Raw genomic sequence first — 20981 nt, 5'->3', positions numbered from 1 at the left:
GAAGCTTACGCTTCCTTTTATCTTTGTTACAAAGCTCTTCTGCGTTTAATAATACTATTACTCAGCACCGCTAATAGCTTTTCTGTATCTTCCCAACCGATACAAGCATCGGTGATACTTTGACCATAACATAATGGCTGACCTTCAACATAATCTTGACGTCCCTCAACAAGGTGACTCTCAACCATGACGCCAAAAATAGACCGATTACCAGCACTAATTTGACCTGCAACATCATCGGCAACTAGCATCTGATTCTTAAACTGCTTACTACTGTTAGCATGACTAAAGTCGACCATAATATTTGCAGGTAGGCCCACCTGAATTAATTGCTCTTGAATCGCATCAACATCTTGCGCGCTGTAATTAGGCTGCTTACCACCGCGTAAAATAATATGGCAATCTGGATTTCCCTTGGTTGACACAATCGCTGAATGTCCATATTTAGTCACAGATAAAAAATGATGGGGTGCACTGGCTGCACCGATAGCATCGATAGCAACTTTAATTGTCCCATCGGTTCCATTTTTAAAACCTACAGGACAAGATAAACCCGAAGCTAACTCTCGATGCACTTGTGATTCAGTGGTCCGAGCACCAATTGCTCCCCAGCACATTAAGTCAGCCACATACTGGGGCGTGATCATATCTAAAAACTCACCAGCAGTTGGAACACCAATATCATTGAGGTCAAGTAACAATTTACGTGCTGTTCTCAATCCATCATTGAGTTTAAAACTATTATCCATATACGGATCATTAATTAGCCCTTTCCAGCCAACTGTCGTGCGGGGTTTTTCAAAATAAACACGCATGACAATCTCTAACTGATCCTTATATTGCTCACGTAAACCGACCAAACGCTGGCCATACTCTAAAGCAGCTTTAGGATCATGAATTGAACAAGGGCCTATCACAACTAACAACCGATCATCACGATGCTTTAATAGTTCATGAATATTTTTTCGTGCGTTAAATACCGTCGCAGATGCATTTTCGGTAGCCGGGAATCGCTCAAGTATCGCGACAGGAGGTAATAACTCTTTAATTTTATTGATGCGAACATCATCATTTTGATAATACATGGTAACGTTTAAACTCCGGCTAACGATTAAATAAAAGTCTCTCTATTGCACTACTTCTTTCAATTTATCCAGTATTGGCTACCATTGCAATCAAACATTGATAAATTTAACAAACATAAAATAACATATTGTTATTATATGAAATTATATTTATTTAATTACAAAAATGCTTATCCCAACGAGCGTTCCCAACCCGTTAAACACAACAACAAAACCAACATGGCCGCCAAGTTTAGCTATATTACGCCACATCAAATCACTCATGCAGCGGAAAAATCTTCGACACGCGCAAAATATAGATACACACTGACTGTAAGCAACCACAAAGGATTGCCTAAACGACTAATGATATGTTTACTGTTTTTATTATGCTAAGAGTTTCGACAATTCAGTCATTTAGCCAATCCTGCGCCGCAAGAAACCCGTTACCGACTTGGCTCATTTATCGCTAAATGGGCTTCAAAATGCGACCTGATATTTGAGTGAGGATTTTAAACTGATGGCGGCCCCGCCAACGCAGCCAGGTATTAATGCTGTTTACCAAACGTGTCGAAGCGGTTGTATTATAAAGGCGAATGTTTGCTTATTATAAAGCGCTATTACAACACAGAGTAGATACGAGTTCCCCAGTGTCTGAGCATCAAATATTTGCGCCAGCACAACGAAAAACAGCCACCTTTGACAATGAGTTAACCTAACAGATAAATAAGGGGATCAAGCAGATCAATGCTAAACCGTCTGCAGAGTAGTATTCAATACTAACTAAACAGAAAGCAAACTATTCAAAGAGAATTGAGGCGGAGAGAAGCCTCAACACGCTATGGCTCTATCCATCGATTTACGTTAGTAAGCCCCGTTAAAGCCATCAAAAAATATAACTTAAGTTCAAACGCCTATGCTAAAAACGAGCATCAAAGATGTTAACCATTAATGGTTTTTCATCGCATGTAATTTTGACTGGTAACGACGTTTATTCATCTTATCCTCAGTTAAGGCTAATGCCTTTTCAAGATTTAATTGAGCCTTACGCTCATCCCCTGTCGCCCAGTACACTTGCGATAAACCGAAGTAAAACTCATGACGATAATTGGCCTTCTCAACCGCTCGTTTATACCAAGTTAATGCAGTTTGATACTCACGGTCAAAATATGCTTGTTGCGCCATATCGTAGTAATAGTAAGGATTACGAATCCTCGCAAGCTCAAGTGTTTTATGAACTTCAGCCCATTCGTCTAATCGCTGCTGACTCGACAATAACACCGCATAATTATATAGCGTCGTTAAGTCTTCGCTACTCTGAGATAAAGCTAACTTGTAAACCGTTTCCGCATCGCTATCTAGCCCTTTATGACGATATAAGATCGCTAACGTATTCAGCGCAGACACAAATTCAGGCTTTAATAATAAGCTCTGCTTAATATAGGCGTAGGCTAGGTTATACTTGCCATCAACCAAAGATTCCGCGGCAATGTTATTAAAGAACATGGCCATGACCGTGGTTTTATCTATGCGTTTTGTGGCATATCCGCGCATGCTTCTTTCTGGTAAGAAATCAATTTGGATTGCATCTTTAGAGACTAAATAGGTATCACTGGTTTCTCTGGGGATTAAACGTAAATTGATATGACCGTTAACCAAATAAAAGTTTCCATGCTTGCCCCAAACAGGCGGAACTTCTACCTCTTGAAACTCTACATTTACATCGAGTACTTCAGCCAAAGCAGCTGTAAGTAAAACTAAAGATAGGCAGTTCCCCGCTCTATCACTAAAGGTTTCTTGAGCAATACGGGTAACATTATCTTGATATATAAATCCACCGTTACTGGCATTGATGTAATTAGCCAACCAACGATTTGCCATAGTGTAATCTCTAGACCTGCGACTATTTTGAAAATCTTGCCTTAATGTCTCTGTGATCTGAGGAGATAGAGAGAAAAGCTCCTGCGGCTGAATAAGGTCGTCAACGGGGGAAAAATGAGCATCCAAAAAATACTGTTCTACATTGTCAATGGGAGTTTCTGATGTCGAAGATGCGCACCCTTGTATGAGCAGAAGTAAAGCGAATAAACATATTATTGACCTCATAATAGCGAACCTTTACGATCACATCATAAAATCTATCATAAGGCAGTAACTTGGCTTTCGCCTCATCAAAGCGTTACAAAATATTAACAACCTTATTTATTTAACGGTGGATCTACCTGAATATATACCTCGTCAACACCAGATCGAGCACTTGGATAGCCGTAAGGGCGATAGTAATAACCACCACAACGAAAATGACGATAGGGAACTGATATAGCTACGCAGCCTGTAGGTAGCGCTTGCAAAATTTTGATCTGCTGCTGCATTCGCAACATCTCTTGCCATTGATGGTCTTTAAGAACCTTATCCCTAACTGCAAACGCATCAAACGGTTCACTCGACTTGCGAACAACCACTTGACCTGAATGAACCACTGCAACAAAAAATAAACTAATACACAATGCTAGCACTCGCATGTGAGTTCTCCAGTCAACAATGACTCTCATTAATAATACCAATTAATATAACTTATCATACATAAAAAAAGGGCCTTTGCGTGAATAGCAAAGGCCCAGATAGAGATAACACTATATTAAGTGATTAGTTAGCACTTTTTAGTGATACAAACTCAGGATAAGCATCGATACCACAATCAGAAGCATCCATACCGTTGTACTCTTCCTCTTCGGTAACGCGGATACCCATCGTTAACTTAAGTGCATACCAAACTACAAATGACGCACTAAATACCCAAGCGAATATCACTGCTGCACCGTAGAGCTGACCCACTATAGTTGCATCAGCATTTGACACAGGCACCATCACCAATCCAAACAAACCAGCCACACCGTGAACCGAAATAGCACCTACAGGATCATCAATTTTAATACGGTCGAACATCACGATAGAGAACACCACAATGCCACCAGCCACTAGACCAATCGCACCAGCAAGCGGCAATGATGGAGATAGTGGGTCCGCGGTAATTGCAACTAAACCTGCTAATGCACCATTAAGAATCATGGTTAAATCGGCTTTACCCCATACCATTTTACATACGATCAAAGCAGATATTGAACCAAATGCCGCGGCAGAGTTAGTGTTTACAAAAATCTTGGCTACTGCTGATGCATTTTCAACATCAGACACTAACAGCTGAGAGCCGCCGTTGAAGCCAAACCATCCCATCCATAGAATAAACATACCTAATGTCGCCATGGGCAGGTTAGAACCAGGGATAGGATTAACCTGACCATTTGCGCCATACTTGCCTTTTCTCGCACCAAGCAATAACACTCCTGAAATCGCTGCAGCAGCACCAGCCATGTGCACAATACCACTACCAGCAAAATCAACAAAACCCGCTTCAGAGAGGAATCCTCCCCCCCACGTCCAGTACCCTTCAACTGGGTAGATCACGCCGGTCATGAAAATTGAGAAGACTAAAAATGCCCACAGCTTCATACGCTCAGCTACAGCACCAGAAACAATAGACATCGCAGTCGCAACAAACACCACTTGGAAGAAGAAGTCCGATTCCAATGCATGATCAGCATCTCCAGCTTGAGAACCAATCAAGCTCGCAAACGATGGCAACCAACCTCCTTCAGCATTATCGACATACATGATGTTATAACCGACGAGCAAATACATAATGCATGCAATTGAAAATAAACATACGTTTTTGGTTAAAATTTCAGTGGTATTTTTCGAGCGAACTAAACCAGCTTCAAGCATGGCGAAACCAGCCGCCATCCACATAACTAACGCGCCAGAAATAAGAAAGTAGAATGTATCTAGTGCGAATCGCAGCTCAGTAACTGTTGCACCCAGTGCCTTTAACTCTTCCATTATCTAATCCTCTTAAAGTGCTTCGTTATCGAGTTCGCCAGTACGGATACGGACAACCTGATCCAGATCCGTAACAAAAATTTTACCGTCGCCTATCTTGCCAGTTCGCGCAGCTGAAACGATCGACTCAATCAGATGATCAACATTTTCAGCTTTGGTGGCGATATCAAGTCTCACCTTAGGTAAGAAATCGACCTGATACTCTGCCCCACGATACAATTCTGTATGCCCTTTTTGGCGGCCAAATCCTTTCACCTCGGTGACGGTCATCCCTTCTATACCCAACCCAGCTATTGCTTCTCGTACATCATCCAATTTAAATGGTTTGATTATTGCGCTGATTAGTTTCATTCCAGCCTCCGGCTCGTAATTGTAGTTTTGTTATAAAAAAAACAATTCAAGCATCAGGCCAAAAGTAAAAACATAAAAAATACATACTGTTAACTTGTTGCGCTGCCAAATTTGAACACACCTACGCACCAATAAGGTGCAAACATGCAGCTAGCGCACAAAAAACGGGCAGTGTTTATTCGACCTATGACGGATTGGTAAAATAGTCTTTATCGGTATGATGGGACACCAAAAAATAGGAGGTAACTATGTTGACACCACAAGATTGTGTACTCGTCATCGTTGATGTGCAGGGCAAACTCGCTCAAATGATGCATCAAGCAGAAACAATGACGAACAAGTTGGAAACCTTAATTAAAGCAGCTGAATTATTTGAAATTCCCGTTGTTTGGCTTGAACAACTACCAGATAAACTCGGAGCAACCAGCCAAAACCTTCAAACACTGCTCTCACCTAAATATCAACCGATAGCTAAAGCACATTTTAGTGCGTGGCATACTGAGGCTTTTCGTGAAGCCATGGAGCGTCATGATCGCAAACAGGTATTAATGGCGGGGATTGAGACGCATATATGTGTTTATCAAACATGTAGAGATTTATTAGATAATTGTTTTGAAGTCAACGTGATTGCCGATGGAGTATCTTCTCGTACCGCTGAGAATAAGCAACTTGGTATTCAGATGATGACCCAATATGGCGCTAAAGTAACAAACTGTGAATCTCTGCTGTTTGAACTTCAACAGCACGCTAGCGGTGAACGCTTTAAAGCCTTACTTAAGATGATTAAATAGTGGTTAATCGCATAAAAAAACCCTGGTTATCTAACCAGGGTTTTTACTAAAACACTTTTACTAAATAATATGGCTTAGTAAGTTGCTTCGCGCTTCTTAGCCTCTTCATCCCACTTAGGCAATGTAGTTTTCTTGAACTCTTCTTTCGCAGCGTTCATCTTCTTCATATCCATACCTAGCGCAGCTTGCGCTTTGGCTTTGGTAGATACATCAGGAATAGCAATTGGTTGCTTCACGCCTTTAGCAGCAAGTAGTTGAGCAAGTTTAACTCGTGCATCACCCGCTTTATCTACTGAAGTACCAAGAATACGCAGTGCTTCATCTGCAGCATGAGCGGCTACACCATGAGATGCTGTTGCATAATCCCAACGCCATTGTGAATGACGAATATCCATAAGAATCGGCTTCATTTCAGCTTCAGTTGCACCAGCATCCCATGCCGCTTTCGCTTCAAAGTGAGCTTTAACTAACTGAGATTCAGCTCGAGCCTTAAGATCACTAACCTTAGTTTGCTTCTCTTTAGTCAAGTTAACCATGAACTCTTTGCTTTGAGAGTGACAAGTAGCACATGTCTCTTCGAAGCGATCGAATGGGTTACCTACTTTGTGGTCGGTAAACTTACGACCTTCAGCATTTTTAACTTTAGGCATATGGCAATCAACACAGGTCACATTGTTCTGACCATGTACACCAAGCTTCCAAGTTTCATAACCTGGGTGTTGTGCTTTCAACATTGGCGTCTTAGATACGGCGTGCGTCCAATCAGCGAACTCCATGTTGTCGTAGTAGACTTCCATCTGTTCAACGGTTGTGCCCATATCCCAAGGGAACTTAACAAACCCTTTGCGATCTTTAGTCTTCTCGAAGTAGTACTCTACGTGACACTGACCACAAACCATAGATTGCTTATCTTTCTTAGACGCTTTATCAAATGGTGTGCCTAATGTTGCCATTGCGCGATCGGCGAATGGACGAGACATACGTAGTTTAGAAGAACCTTTCTCATGACAATCACTACAACCGATAGTGTTAACGATTTCAGCGCCACCTTTATACCACTTACCAGTGAAGTAACCATCTTCACCTTGTTCTTCGATCACGCGAGGTACGTCAGGACTCTTACAAGACCAACATGCCATTGGCATTGGACCATCTTCGGCTGATTTAGGTGCACCGGTGCGCAGTGTATTACGAACATCAGTGACGGCATACATGTGGCCACGTGGCGCATTATAATCTTTGGCAAAACCATAACCAGCCCAAAGTACGACTAAGCTAGGCACTTTCTCGAGCATATCGACGACTTCTTTGCTCTCAGCAGTGTCATGCCAACTATCGTACTGCTTAGAAAACTTATCTTTATAAACTTCATTACGAGGCTCTGTTTTTTCGCTCGCCATCACGCCAGTAGCCATAAGGCTTGCCGCGACCAAAGCACTTAGTGCAAAGGTTTTCTTAGTTAATGTTTTCACCATCTCATCTCCGTGTTACTTTTATTGTAGTCTTAATAACCACATCATCTCCATGGCCAAAGTTAGCCTTTAACCCGCACTTAAAATATACCTCTTATGGGGTATCCTGGGTAAAATTTGAGTTAGATCATAATGTGAATGTGTTGTACGTCACACTTTTACCAATATGTTAATTTAATGCACGAAGACTAATAAAGCGGTGTAGTGGATAATCACTAAATTCTGAAATAAATTAATGAGTTCTAAATAGATGAAGAAAGGTAGTCTTACCTCCACAATTTTTGGGTTAATGTTAACCTTTATTTTACTTTCCAGCGGGCTGGCAACCTTTGCTATCGCTAATTTGGCATACAGCCTAGGTGACGCTAGAGCGATTAATGCCTCAGGGTCTTTGCGGATGCAGAGTTATCGCCTGATGTTTTATGCAAACTCGGGTAGTGCTGATGCCGATGAGAAAATTAAAGAGTTTGAAACAACCCTTTATTCCAACGCACTTAAGCGGTCATTAAGTTGGATGGCCCCAGATGTTCTAGGAGAGCAGTATCTGTTAGTGATCCAAAAGTGGAAGGTGATGAAAGCCTATATTGAAGAGGAAAACTCTCGCCTTTATGCCTCTGCACTCAAGGATTTTGTTGATACGATCGACCTTCTGGTTCTTGAGACTGAACAACATGCCGCCTTTAAACTAAAACTGCTCACCGCAAGCCAAATTGCAGGCTTAAGCCTAATGTTGTTGATCGCCTTTTTCGCCGTCCGCTATACCAAGCGAAAAGTCGTCAAACCATTGCATCAGCTAATGGAGTCAGCAAACACCATATCTAAGGGAAATTTTAATGTCGATGTACCTCAAAGCGAATATATAGAGCTAAGTGCGCTTAGTAATGCACTCGCCACGAGCGCCCTGGAACTATCAAGTCTATATGACAACCTCGAGAATCAAGTTAAAGAGAAAACCTTCGCATTAACCCGAGCCAACAATGAACTCAAATTACTCTATGACAACCTCGTCATGCTGCATTCAGGTAAGCTTGAAAAAAATACGATAAGACAGGCACTCAACCAATTAAGAGCACATGAACCAAGCACGTTTATCAGAGTGATCATAGTACAAGATGAAGATGAACAGCTCTGCATCGAGGCTGATGGGGGCTGGCCGCGTTCATCCATAGCACAGATACGCTTTGCCCTAAAATTCGCTGAAAATGAGCTAGGGTATCTCGAAGTTGCAGCAAACGGAGGGATCAATCATGCACTATTTGAAAACTTCGCCATCATGCTTGCTCGTTCAATTGTTATCTATAACGCGGGCGAACAACGTCAACAGTTAGCCTTAATGGAAGAGAGAGGAGTCATTGCAAGGGAGTTGCACGACTCATTAGGGCAACTGCTCTCATTTCTAAAAATCCAAGTTAGCCTGCTGTCTAAAGGGTTAAATGATCAATGCCGTAGCCCTCAAGTAGAACAACAGCTTAGCGAAATCAATGAAGGGGTAAATACAGCCTACGTGCAGCTTAGAGAATTACTATCCACATTTCGCTTAACCATTAATGATCCGAATCTTAACCATGCAATAGAGGCGATGCTAGATCAACTCCGCAGTCAATCAACAGCCGAGATCACACTCGACTATAAGCTCCCGATGCAATTACTCGGCGCTCATCAGCATATACATGTATTGCAGCTCACCAGAGAAGCGACCCTAAACGCAATTAAGCATGCCAATGCCAAACATATCGACATTTCTTGCGTGACCGAAGGTGCTAATGTTCGCATTAGCATCAGCGATGATGGTGTTGGCGTCGATAAATTAAAAGAACGAGATCAACATTTTGGGATTGGAATTATGCATGAGCGCGCCAGCAGGCTTTCTGGTATAGTAGACTTTTTTAGCAATGATAATGGCGGCACCACAGTAACCTTACTTTTTCCGCCAGAAAAAGCACCTGACCAATAGTCGGTTTAGGTAGCACACATTAATTTTTTTATACAGCATACAGCCGCTGGAGAGTTAAAAATGGGCAAACCTTACTCAGTACTCGTGGTAGATGACCATCCTTTATTACGCCGAGGGATCTGCCAACTCATCGCATCAGACACTGATTTTACTCTTTTTGGCGAAGCGGGTAGCGGATTAGATGCGCTATCTTCCACTGCTGAAGATGAGCCAGATATCGTATTACTCGATCTCAATATGAAAGGAATGACCGGACTAGATACCCTTAATGCCCTGCGGCAAGAAGGGGTCACCAGCCGTATCGTTATTCTCACCGTATCTGACGCCAAACAAGATGTTGTTCGCTTGGTAAAAGCTGGAGCTGACGGCTACTTACTTAAAGATACTGAGCCCGATCTACTCCTCGAAAAACTCAAAAATGCAATGCAAGGTCACCGAGTGATCTCTGATTCTGTAGAGGAGTTTCTTTATGAGCGTAAAGATAGTGAAGATGAGCAGATTTGGATTGATAGCTTAACGCCTAGGGAGTTACAGATTTTAGAATTGCTGGCAGAAGGCAAAAGCAATCGAGTCATCTCCGAACAACTCCATATCAGTGAAGGAACCGTAAAGGTTCACGTAAAGAATTTACTCAGAAAAGCCAATGCTAAATCTCGTACAGAAATGGCGGTGCGTTACCTAAATCAATAAACTCTGTCAATTGAACCTTGACGGTTTTTAAATAGTAAAGGCAGCTAACGCTGCCTTTACTATTTCGGTTTAATGCCTGTCTTAGCGGCTATCCTTAATAAATGCCTGCCAACTATCCAAGGCTGCTGCAAAATCCTCTAAACCACAAAAAGCTTCTGATTCACCATTATAGAAAGACATGGATTCATCGAGTTCAACCTCATCTCCCATCTCTAACACATTAGCAAATACGCGAACTTGTTCACTATCTAGTTCAATCGAAATCGCCTTACCCACAAAACGTTTATCACTTATCGCACTTTGTTGTAAAAGTAATATGGTATTTTGTAATTGCTGACATAATTGACTGTCCTCGCCCAGCTCATCGACAAACCACAGCCCCATGATCTCATGGTCCATCGAAAAATTGGCGACTAACGTGCCAGTTAACGTATTACGGCGAAACTCATATTCCATAACCAAAATCCCAAAACAACTATGTGCAAATTTTAACTCAAGCTAATGGGAAATGCGTAGTTATCTAGCTCGGTAAATTGACGTAATCAAAAAAGATCTATCAAGCGACTAAAATCCAGACACAAAAAAGGACGCTATGCGCCCTTTTAGTGTTTAGCTATCGCTTACTTTGCCGCCGCAGCATCTGCTGTTGGCGCAGCAGCTTTTTCAATAGAGAGCAGTTCCACTTCAAATATCAAGGTTGAATTTGCAGGGATACTACCTGTATCTCGATTACCATAGGCAAGCTCAGCAGGAATAACAAACTTATACTTAGCACCGACAGGCATTAACTGCACCCCCTCGGTCCAACCAGGAATAACACGGTTCAATGGAAACTTAGCCGGCTCACCGCGCGCAATAGAGCTATCAAACTCAGTTCCGTCAATTAGTGTTCCCACATAATGGACTTCAACAGTGTCTTCAGCAGCGGGTTTTTCACCAGTACCAGATGTTAACACTTCATATTGAAGACCCGATTCAGTAGTAACCACACCCTCTTTCGCCTTATTCGCCTCGAGGAAAGCTTTGCTTTCTGCTTGTGCTTTTTCAGCTAAAGCAGCTGCTTGTGCTTGACGCTTTTGATTTAAAGTTTCATCTAAACTTTGAAGAACCGTTTGCATCTCTTCTTCAGTCAGCTTGAGCTCATCACTAAGCCCATTGCTAAAACCAGTAATGATTAGACTGCGATCAACCGGTAAACCTAATTCTTCTTGCTCTTTAATGTGTCCTGACATGTACTTACCAATCGAAGCACCGACACTATATGCTTGCTTTTGCGCAGCTGTTTCTAACTTAACTTCTGGCGCAGTTGTTGTTTTTTCTTCTTGATTACAAGCAGTTAAACCTACCACTGCTAGCGCGACCAGAGAAATTTTGTAAATCGACTTCATTAAAGCTTCCTCAGTATTTTCTTGTGGTTACAATAACCTTACTGTTATAAGACGAACCACTCTATACTAGTTAATTAACATATTCCAATTACATTGCTGATGTTTAATCTAAGCTATATGAGTACGACTCAACATTCAGCATAGCGTGACGCTTTTAAACAGCATAATGCAATAACACTTGAGCTACAGACAATATCTTTAGGGACAAGTTCATGAAAAAAAGCAGTTTGCTGCTAATTTGCTCTATTATCACAGCCTGTCAGCCAAAACCTAACGCGACTCCGATTATCTATGAGCCAGGATATAGCGCTACGCTCTCAGCTGGTAGCAGGTTTTTACTGCTCAGCACAGCCCGCAGTAACTTACAGCTATGGGAGCTAAAATCTAACACCCAGCGTTATCAATGGTTTCATGGTAAACACAACGAACAAGCTATCGACACCGCAATTTCGAATAATCTCAAATATGCCGCATCGCTAAGTCGAGACTCCGTCGCCCTTTGGAATCTTGAAGATGGGCAATCTTTAGGTTGGTGGTCGCTACCATCCACAGGGCAATCTGTTTCACTGGCCAATACTGGTGCACTTTTAGTTGGCTTGACCGATGGCAGCGTGATGTCTTTAGCACCCAAAGAAAACCGCTTGATTAAATTTCTCGGCCATACGGAGAAGGTCAATAGCGTCTCCATCTCCAATGATGGACGGCTTGCGCTCACAGGGGCCAATGATAATCAGGTGATTTTATGGCGCGCGCAAACGGGACAACCAATATATCGATGGCAACTACCGAGTCGAGTGCTTAAAGTGAGCATCAGTAACGATGGTCAACTTGCGTTTGGTTCTGATAGCACCAACCAAGGTATTATTTGGCAAACTAAAAATGGTCAGCAGTTAAGTCAATTGAAGATTAATCGCCGAACAATGAACTTTTCATCCGCAAGGTTTACCAAAGACAATACAAGCCTACTTACTGGGTCCCCCGCGCGTGAAGTGATGTATTGGCAAGTTTCAAATGGGAAATTGCTGGCTAATTGGCGAGTTAACCTTACAGAGCATGCTCAAAACAAAGGAGCCGTAGTATACTCTGTCGCTGAAGCGCAAAATAATCAAGTTATGAGCATTAGCAGTAATGGCTTATTAGAAACTTGGGCAATCCCCGCCCAATAGAGGAAAAGATTGGTGCAACTAGAACAAAGAATTGAAGAACTGGAAATGAAACTCGCCTTTCAAGAAAGCACAATTGATGCACTTGATGAACAGGTGATAAAACTCAACGAGTTGGTCAATGAACAACAAGAAAAGCTACGCATACTTATCAGTAAAATACAACAGGTTGAACCCAGCAATATGGCCAGCCAGGCTGAAGAGACTCCTCCACCACACTACTGATAACGCTCCATTATAGCTCGGTATCGATATCGCTATTAACCGAGCATGGAAACCAATCAAGGGGTATTAAATAGTATGGCGATAACTCAACACGCTAGAGCCATTAAGGTGCATAGGTAATGAAACAGTTTTTGGTTGCCACTTTACTGAGTTTAAGTCTGTCAGGTTGCGCCTTCAACAGTATATTCATTAATTATCCTTCTCAAATTGCGCCGATTAAGGCGCAACTAAACTCACCAACCACAACGAATAGCTATCTGCAATTTGATGACAAGCTCAGTGGTGCCGATGGCTTACTATATGCTCAAGAAGCTGGCCGAGTCGCTCAGTTAGAAGGTGATTTTGAGGCCAGTAAAAGCTACTACGCTAAAGCCGTTGCGGCGTATGAGAAATTTGATGACAAGGCTGTGCTGAGTGCTAGTGATTTAGGCGCTACTGCCAGCAGTTTATTTATCAACGACAACGTTATTCCATACCGAGGTCCCGGCTTTGAGCGGATAATGTTGCATCAATACCAAGCGCTCAATTATCTGTTTAGCGGTGATGCCCAAGGTGCATTAGTCGAAGTTCGCCGCAGTAATGAGCTACAGAGCCTAGAGCAATCTCGTTATCAGAAGTCACAAAAATCAGTACAATCAATGGCAAATGGCACCATTGACAACGAGATGGATAGACTCGCCAACGCAGCGGGCGCTACAACGAGTTCATTTTTGAATGCTTACAGCTATTATACCACTGGCCTATTATATGAATTATTAGGGCAACCAAACGATGCTTTTATCGATTATCGAAAAGCGGCTCAAATAACGCCTAACAACCCTTACCTTCAGCAAGACCTAGTACGTTTAGCACAGCAGTTATCGATGCCTCAATATGATGAATTTAAGCGTCGCTGGGGAGAAGCTAAGACTGCAAGTAAGCAGCAAGGGCAAGTCGTCATTCTGTTAGAACGTGGCTTTGTTCCAGAAAAGCAAAGCCTCACAGTGCCATTTACGATAAATGGCAACTGGCAAACTGCATCTTTAGCGACCTATTTTCCTAACCGAATGGCAACTAAACCAGGCGAGATCACCGGCTTAGGTACCGTTTTGACCACAGCGCCTATAGCCAGTATTGATGCGCTCGCCATTACAGCATTAAAAGAAGATCTGCCCGCAACCCTTTTTAGGCAAGCAGCTAGGGTCTATGCTAAATCAGAGATGACTAAAAGCGTTCAAAGTAAATCGAAGCAACGCAACAATGAAATTGATGCGGTAGCAATAGCCATGCAAATTTTTAATGTGGTCTCGGAGCAAGCAGATAGACGCAGTTGGCTAACTTTACCGAGACAGGCACAAATAGCGAGGAAATATGTCTCCTCAGGAAGCTATCAAATAGCGCTCGACCAACGCGCGCCACAAAGCATCGAGGTACAAAGTGGTAAAACAACATTAATTTGGATAATAGATACTGGTAATTACACCCGCTTTTATTCAATAATCATTTAATCTACTTATAGGAATCGGTATTTTATGAAAAAGTTCAAACTTCTATTTATCATTGCAGTGGCAATCGGTCTCGCAGGCTGTCAATCAAAGGTCCAATACGGTGATGCGACTGAAGTAGAAACCGTCAATGAAAACTTCGGTTCCACCGATCTACAAGCGATAACCGCTAAAATGGTCGACAGTATGCTAACTTTCCCTCCAGTGGTGGCCATGACAGCAAATGACCGTCCAATCATTTTTGTTGATAAGATTAAGAATAAAACCTCAGAACATATCGATACTGAATCGGTTACCGACTCGATTAGTAACAAGCTATTACGCTCAGGTAAATTCCGTTTTATCGATATGACAAAAGTCGATGCGGTACGTAAACAGCTCGACTACCAAAACAACTCAGGCATGGTCGATCCATCAACTGCAATCAACTTTGGCCGCCAAATTGGTGCCCACTTTATGTTATACGGCAACCTATCTAGCATCGTTAAGCAAGATGGCAGTACTAAAGATGTCTATTATAAAATGACCATGCGTCTAATGGACCTTGAAACAGGGCTGATTGAATGGTCTGATGAAAAAGAGATCCGCAAGGTGAAGTCTAAGTCTTTTCTTGGCATGTAATGGCTAACGGTATTAATTTAGAACAGATTTAAAAAACCAGCAAAAGTGCTGGTTTTTTTATGCCATCAGGTTAAAAATAGCCGCGATATTTAATCATTAAGGGTCCCGTTTTGAAACTGATTCAGCTTTGTATTGTTGGCGTAATATCACTATTGCTTACTGCCTGTCAAAGCACCACAAATCCAAAGCCAAATTTGGTTTTAAACCAAAATCACAGCATGAGTGCACAGCAAGCCCTGCTGCGAGCCAAACGGGTCAGTGATGTAAATTATCAGCTTGATTTGGAATTAACTCACCCACGACAATTTAGTGGTAATGCCTTAATTAGCTTTAATCTAAGTGATACCGAGCAACCTTTGGCCCTCGATTTTAACCAAGCCAATGTGACCGCTTTTACCATTAACGGCAGCAAAGTTTATCCCAATTACGATGGCAAGCGTTTGAGTATCTCTGCCGCCCTGCTAAATCATGGTAACAACCAAATTAGCCTTCAGTTTCGTAAGCCATACAGCCAGACTGATCAAGGTCTGATCCGATACACTGATCCGATTGATGGTAATACTTATCTCTACTCTCACTTTTTACCGTCAAGCGCACAAATGATGGTGCCTCAGTTTGACCAACCCGATCTGAAAGCCGTATATGACCTAACGGTTACGGCCCCAAATGGTTGGACGGTGATAAGTGCCAGCACTTCTAGCAATCACACTAAAGGTGACTCTGCTACCCGCTGGCAATTCGCTGCAACTCAACCAATTAGTCCACACAGCTTTTCGCTGCATGCTGGGCCCTACAAGCATTGGCGCACCGAACTAGAGCAACTGCCCATCAACTTATATGCTCGCCAATCAATTGCCGAGCAAGTCGATTCAGCCCAGTGGTTTGAGCAAACTAGGCAGGCACTAACCTTCTATCAACAACAATTAGGCATTCCATATCCATTTTCTAAATATGATCAACTGCTAGTCCCCAAGCTACCACAAAGCATGATGGCAAATGCCGCTGTCAGCACTTTTGAGGAGCCAACGCTAGAAACCAAACAACTTCACTTTGTCGTGTCACGAGCGATTGCAGAGCAATGGTTCAGTAACCTTGTCACTTTAAGGTGGTGGGACGATCTATGGTTTAGCCAAAGCCTTGCGACTTTTATGGCTAACAAATCACTGGCAGGAAAACCTAGCGCAGCAATCGATTATCAAGATAAATATGATATTTATCAGATTGATGAACGGGATAATAGTCAACCTATAGAGACCGCAGTAACCACCAGTCAGCAGGTCGATGAGGGAGTTCCCCCTAGCACCATTAAAAAAGGAGTAGCCTTACTTACTCAACTTAGCTTTTTATTAGGTGAAAAACCGTTTTACCAAGGGTTAAATCAATACTTGAAGCAATACCAGTATGGGACTGCCACTCTCAATGAATTTATGGCAACGCTTGCTGCATCAACCAAACGCCCATTGGATGATTGGACAACGAATTGGTTCTATCGAAGTGGTGTTAATCAAATTGAAGCACAGTACCAGTGCAATAATAACCGTATTAGTTATCTTTCCATCAATCAGAGCGCAAGTGATGACAGCTCAGTCCTGAGACAACAAAAGGTCAAACTCGGCCTATTTACCTTAGGTCGCCAAGCACTGCATCCCAATCTGATATCCACTGTCACTTACGATGGCCAGACCACTAATATCAAACGTCTACAAGGTATTAGATGTCCAGATCTTGTTTTTCCCAATTACGAAGACTTAGGCTATGTCAGGGTAAAACTCGACCCTCGCTCACTTGAAACCGCGCTAATACATCTGCATAAAATTGAAAATGCACAACTGCGGAGCATGCTTTGGCAAACATTATGGGGCAGTGTACTAGAAGGAGATCTACCTCTTAATCGATTTTTAGGCAGCGTATTGATAAATGCGCCCCATGAACAACAACCTATGGTATTAGCGCAACTGATCGACAAACTAGAGCAGACTAAAGCACTATTAGAACAGATGAGCCCTAACCAGCAAAGTTATAGTCAAAAAGCGCTGCGAGCTCTGGAACAGATGAGCCTGCGCCTCACCATGACTCAAACCCAAGATCAGATAAAATCCTTATGGTTTAATGCCTATATAAACTTCGCGACTAGCCACCAAGCTATCCAACACCTTGCAGCGCTACTCGCTGGAACCGAACAACTCACTGGCATCAACCTCGATCAGAAACAGCGCTGGGCGATCATTATCCATCTCAACCGATACGATTACTCTGGTGCTCAACGGTTACTCTTTAAAGAGAAGCAAGTTGATAGCTCTGAAATAGCAGCAAAATATGCAATGAGTGCTGAAGTCGCCCAGCCTAAAGCAACTCAAAAGCGTCGATGGTTTGAGCGAGTACAACAACATGATGCTAATAGCGATCCTTTGATGCTAGATAAGTTAACGCTGGTAATGAAGCAACTGTATCCTAGCGAACAGAAAGCACTAAGCCAAGCGACCGCAGAACAACGATTAGCAGAGCTTACCGAAGTAGATAAACGCAATAGTCCCGAGTTTATGCGGTTATATACTCAGTTCCTTTTACCGATGAACTGCTCTTATGCCAGCGTCGCAAAGCTAACACACACACTCAATAATGAATCCCATTTAAGCCAAGTAACTAAGCAAGGGCTCGAGCGCGCTTTACAAACAGAAAAACAGTGCTTATTGGTTAAAGAGCGCATATTTCAGTAAAAGTATCATTAGCAAGAGTTGGAGATAGTCGCTGGAACTCTAAATAGTTAGTTAATTTAGCGAATAGTTAGTCAGAATAAAAACAGTAATACACCAATAACTTATAAAATCAACAAGATAAAACTGGCCCAAGCTTTGCTTAGCATTATCAATAGTGATTAATACCAATCCGTATAAGAAAGTTTGTATCTGAAAGTTTATAAAAATTGAGGTTAAGGGAGAAAACAATGGGACCTTTTGAAATTGCAGCGATAGCGATGATCGGTGGCTTTGCCATTAGTGGTTATAAGGAGTACAACAAACGCCACGCCAATATAGACAATCAAGAAATCGACACCTTAAAAGCTGAACTAGGGAAGTTAAAAGATCGCGTCGTAACCCTAGAGAAAATCGTCACCGATAAATCTTATCAATTAGGTGATGAAATAGACCGCTTATAAAACAAAAATGCCACCTAAAATTAGGTGGCATTTTTCTGGCTACGAGTCTAGTTCTGTTTAAGCAAACTAATATGCCAGCCTATTGATAACTATACAAATAAATGCTTGATATTCTTAAGATCACCTTTCCCCTCTGCAAGTTCTTCAGGCGTTAAACCAGACACTTCATGGGGAAAGACTAACCACTCTTCAGATTCATGAATAAAATAATCAGGTTTTAATTCAACGGCAGTATTCTTTGGCTTGTAATAGGGGCAAGCAATACGTACATCCGTTGGCATATTAAGACGCATTAACTCTTGTAACTTCTCTTTTAACGCATGAATACTACGCCCAGAATCAAATACATCATCTACGATTAGCAGGCCGTCATCCGCATTGGCATTTTCAACAATATAGTGCAGACCATGTACTTTAATCTGCTTGCTTTGTTGATTAATTCCATAATAAGAAGAGGTTCTAACGGCAATATGATCTGTATCTACCTTCTTAAAATCAAAATACTCTTGAACTGCAATACCAATTGGAGCACCACCACGCCATATCCCAACGATAAATTGTGGTCTGAAACCACTTTCATAAACCTGTGCCGCTAAGCGAAAAGAATCCTCAAGCAACTTCTGTGCAGTAATAAAGTGTTTTTCAGACATCAGACCGTCCCCATCTTGTTATATTTAGCGTTATGAGTAGGTAAAGAACTAATCAGAAAGATTAGCTTTCGCCCAAATTCAACGTAGCACAATTAAACCGGATTGATGCTCAAAACGGTTAAAAATTAGCAACGAGATTTTGGAGCTGGATTTTATACTAAAATCACTCAAACTGCAGAACAAAATAGCAAAATGTCGATACAGAATGGTCTTTTAGTCAAAAATTAAAGCCGCCTGACGGCAGCTTTAATTTTTATTATAAAAAGAAGGATTAAACTGGGGTTATTGCAGGTTCTCCCAACACAGTAACCGCAGCAAAATGCTTATCAGTCGCTTCATTAAACTCGGTAGACATCAAGGTATCAACATAATGCCAATCACTTCGGACTTGAGTTTGATTGAAGCTGAGCAACATAAATCCACGATCACGCAAGTTGGTATACTTTAGGCCATCAACAAGATCCACAATACCGGCTTCTGTCACCGTTTGCTGCTCCGCCTCTATACCCAAATAATACTCGAGCCCAGGAGAAGACACCGAGCTCGTCGCAAATTCAACAGCAACAACATCTCCATGACTATCAGATATTTCATTAGCCCAAGCATTGTGAGTATCACCGGCGATAACAACCAGATTAGCTGCTGCAGCCTTAGCCGTCGCTAAAATAACTTCTCGCTCATAAGCGTAACCATCCCAAGCATCTAAGTTATAAGGGATAGATGGCAGCTGTAACAGCCCCATCACCTCAGGTGTTAACTTATGCTGATTACCAATTAAATAACTGTATTCCTGTGTTGTTAATGTCGGATCGTTCGCAGCAGCGCGGGCGGCAAGTTGTGCCAACGCACCTAATTCAGCGTATTGATATACCGTCAGCTTTTGTGTCGCTATCGCTGCAGGCAACATCATGGTGCCCATTAAGACTTGTTGCCCTAACACCTGCCATTTAGCGGTTGAAGTAAGTAAATTAGCTTGAAGCCACTGCAGTTGATCAGCTCCTAGCATGGTTCTCTCACTGCTAGTCACATCAGCCATGAAGCGAGCGCTATCCATGCTATTAGTAGCGTCATCAATGTAGTCAGCATAATCTAACTGCTTGTCACGCGCCAAAAGACGAGTATCAAGCATATGTAAGTCAACTAAATCACCAAAACTAAAGGAACGATAGATCTCTTCATGATTCCCCTCTGTCCAAGGACGAATAGGTAACCACTCAAAATAGGCCTGAAGTGCTGCGGCTTTACGCGCGTCGAAATCACCTTCACCCTCGTTATGATTTTCGGCGCCATCAGACCAAGTATCATTAGCCACTTCATGATCGTCCCATACAGTAATGAAAGGGACCTTCGAATGCAGGCCTGAAAGTGATGCATCACTGCGATATTGCCCATAGCGCGTACGGTAATCTTCAAGAGTCAATAATTCTCCCGCTGGCAACACCTCTCGGCCAAGCGCTGCTGCATTCTCACTGGCATAGCCACCACGTCCATACTCATAGATGTAATCACCAAGATGCACCACTGCATCAAGAGAATCGATTTGGCTGGCTAATTGATATACGTTGAAATGACCCGCTGGAAAGTTAGCGCAAGACATCACGGCTAACTTAACACTATCGACGGCACCCTCTGGTAACGTCTTAGTCAATCCGATGTTAGACACCTTATCACCAGCTTTAAATCGGTAGTAATAATGAGTTCCCGAATCTAAACCAATAGCATCAACTTTAACGGTGTAATCACGATCTTTATTCGTCACCGTCTCACCGTTACCCACTAAATCAGTAAATTCAGCATCGGTTGCGATCTCCCAGCTAACGCTAATATCAGCGTCGATATCTGGTGTAACTCGCGTCCACAAAATTATGGCATTATGCATAGGGTCGCCACTGGCTACACCATGCTGAAACTGTACCTCAGCACTCGACGTTTCATCATCTTTAGCGCTGTTCGAACACCCCATGAGTCCGTATGAAACGACAGCGGCTCCAACACCTTTAGCCGACATTGCCAAAAAGTCCCTGCGCGAATAATTTGTTTTCATTGTTATTCCTTTAATTATGCCGGTTATCCC

19 protein-coding genes are annotated in these 20981 nt (G+C 42.3%); 9 read left to right on the top strand and 10 right to left on the bottom strand.

Going from position 1 to position 20981, the window contains the following annotated elements; translation table 11 throughout:
• Window positions 1–26: 26 nt before the first annotated feature.
• From aroG to K0I62_RS03925, 5 genes are all read right to left on the bottom strand, one after another.
• Window positions 27–1085, bottom strand: coding sequence for a 3-deoxy-7-phosphoheptulonate synthase AroG (gene aroG / locus K0I62_RS03945; RefSeq protein WP_220070228.1), 1059 nt, complete (start codon window positions 1083–1085; stop codon window positions 27–29).
• 927 nt (window positions 1086–2012) lie between these two features.
• Window positions 2013–2945 carry a tetratricopeptide repeat protein gene (locus tag K0I62_RS03940; protein ID WP_258405079.1) on the bottom strand — a complete coding sequence of 311 codons (933 nt, stop codon included), beginning with the start codon at window positions 2943–2945 and terminating at the stop codon, window positions 2013–2015.
• A gap of 317 nt (window positions 2946–3262) precedes the next feature.
• Entirely contained in the window at window positions 3263–3616 is a 354-nt protein-coding gene (locus K0I62_RS03935) for a hypothetical protein (RefSeq protein ID WP_434086823.1), read from the bottom strand.
• A gap of 94 nt (window positions 3617–3710) precedes the next feature.
• The gene (locus tag K0I62_RS03930; RefSeq protein ID WP_220070226.1) at window positions 3711–4961 is read right to left on the bottom strand and encodes an ammonium transporter; all 1251 of its coding nucleotides are present in this window, start codon (window positions 4959–4961) and stop codon (window positions 3711–3713) included.
• 12 nt (window positions 4962–4973) lie between these two features.
• Complete coding sequence (locus K0I62_RS03925) at window positions 4974–5312, bottom strand: P-II family nitrogen regulator (protein WP_220070225.1); 339 nt, start codon at window positions 5310–5312, stop codon at window positions 4974–4976.
• 248 nt (window positions 5313–5560) lie between these two features.
• Between K0I62_RS03925 and K0I62_RS03920 the strand changes: the two genes are divergently transcribed.
• On the top strand, window positions 5561–6103 hold the full coding sequence (locus K0I62_RS03920; RefSeq protein ID WP_220070224.1) for a hydrolase: 543 nt from the start codon (window positions 5561–5563) through the stop codon (window positions 6101–6103).
• 74 nt (window positions 6104–6177) lie between these two features.
• Here K0I62_RS03920 and nrfA read toward each other — a convergent pair whose 3' ends face one another.
• Window positions 6178–7578 carry an ammonia-forming nitrite reductase cytochrome c552 subunit gene (gene nrfA, locus K0I62_RS03915; protein ID WP_220070223.1) on the bottom strand — a complete coding sequence of 467 codons (1401 nt, stop codon included), beginning with the start codon at window positions 7576–7578 and terminating at the stop codon, window positions 6178–6180.
• A 247-nt stretch (window positions 7579–7825) separates the two neighbouring features.
• Between nrfA and narQ the strand changes: the two genes are divergently transcribed.
• A complete protein-coding gene (gene narQ, locus K0I62_RS03910) occupies window positions 7826–9529 on the top strand; it encodes a nitrate/nitrite two-component system sensor histidine kinase NarQ (RefSeq protein WP_220070222.1) in 1704 nt (567 codons plus the stop codon).
• 60 nt (window positions 9530–9589) lie between these two features.
• The gene (locus tag K0I62_RS03905) at window positions 9590–10219 is read left to right on the top strand and encodes a response regulator (protein WP_220070221.1); all 630 of its coding nucleotides are present in this window, start codon (window positions 9590–9592) and stop codon (window positions 10217–10219) included.
• Window positions 10220–10300: 81 nt separating this feature from the next.
• On the opposite strand, the gene K0I62_RS03900 is transcribed toward K0I62_RS03905, so the two are convergent.
• Both K0I62_RS03900 and fkpA read right to left on the bottom strand, forming a co-directional pair.
• Complete coding sequence (locus K0I62_RS03900) at window positions 10301–10675, bottom strand: YacL family protein (RefSeq protein WP_220070220.1); 375 nt, start codon at window positions 10673–10675, stop codon at window positions 10301–10303.
• Between the two features lie 164 nt (window positions 10676–10839).
• Window positions 10840–11607, bottom strand: a complete 768-nt coding sequence (gene fkpA / locus K0I62_RS03895; protein ID WP_220070219.1) for an FKBP-type peptidyl-prolyl cis-trans isomerase — start codon at window positions 11605–11607, stop codon at window positions 10840–10842.
• Between the two features lie 212 nt (window positions 11608–11819).
• Between fkpA and K0I62_RS03890 the strand changes: the two genes are divergently transcribed.
• From K0I62_RS03890 to K0I62_RS03865, 6 genes are all read left to right on the top strand, one after another.
• A complete protein-coding gene (locus tag K0I62_RS03890) occupies window positions 11820–12773 on the top strand; it encodes a WD40 repeat domain-containing protein (protein WP_220070218.1) in 954 nt (317 codons plus the stop codon).
• A gap of 9 nt (window positions 12774–12782) precedes the next feature.
• On the top strand, window positions 12783–12995 hold the full coding sequence (locus K0I62_RS03885) for a SlyX family protein (RefSeq protein WP_220070217.1): 213 nt from the start codon (window positions 12783–12785) through the stop codon (window positions 12993–12995).
• Window positions 12996–13114: 119 nt separating this feature from the next.
• Window positions 13115–14482 (top strand): COG3014 family protein, encoded by a 1368-nt coding sequence (locus K0I62_RS03880; protein ID WP_220070216.1) that lies wholly within the window; start codon window positions 13115–13117, stop codon window positions 14480–14482.
• Window positions 14483–14506: 24 nt separating this feature from the next.
• Window positions 14507–15100: a penicillin-binding protein activator LpoB gene (gene lpoB / locus K0I62_RS03875; protein WP_220070215.1), complete on the top strand. Its 594-nt coding sequence runs from the start codon at window positions 14507–14509 to the stop codon at window positions 15098–15100.
• 110 nt (window positions 15101–15210) lie between these two features.
• Window positions 15211–17817: an aminopeptidase N gene (pepN, locus tag K0I62_RS03870; protein ID WP_220070214.1), complete on the top strand. Its 2607-nt coding sequence runs from the start codon at window positions 15211–15213 to the stop codon at window positions 17815–17817.
• Window positions 17818–18044: 227 nt separating this feature from the next.
• Window positions 18045–18257: a hypothetical protein gene (locus K0I62_RS03865; protein ID WP_220070213.1), complete on the top strand. Its 213-nt coding sequence runs from the start codon at window positions 18045–18047 to the stop codon at window positions 18255–18257.
• An 89-nt stretch (window positions 18258–18346) separates the two neighbouring features.
• On the opposite strand, the gene K0I62_RS03860 is transcribed toward K0I62_RS03865, so the two are convergent.
• Both K0I62_RS03860 and K0I62_RS03855 read right to left on the bottom strand, forming a co-directional pair.
• The gene (locus K0I62_RS03860; RefSeq protein ID WP_220070212.1) at window positions 18347–18907 is read right to left on the bottom strand and encodes a phosphoribosyltransferase; all 561 of its coding nucleotides are present in this window, start codon (window positions 18905–18907) and stop codon (window positions 18347–18349) included.
• Window positions 18908–19178: 271 nt separating this feature from the next.
• Complete coding sequence (locus tag K0I62_RS03855; RefSeq protein WP_220070211.1) at window positions 19179–20951, bottom strand: alkaline phosphatase D family protein; 1773 nt, start codon at window positions 20949–20951, stop codon at window positions 19179–19181.
• Between the last annotated feature and the right edge of the window lie 30 nt (window positions 20952–20981).

The sequence above is a fragment of the Shewanella psychrotolerans genome (assembly GCF_019457595.1).
Taxonomy (GTDB): Bacteria; Pseudomonadota; Gammaproteobacteria; order Enterobacterales; family Shewanellaceae; genus Shewanella; species Shewanella psychrotolerans.
This window is presented reverse-complemented; position numbering and strand designations above follow the sequence as displayed.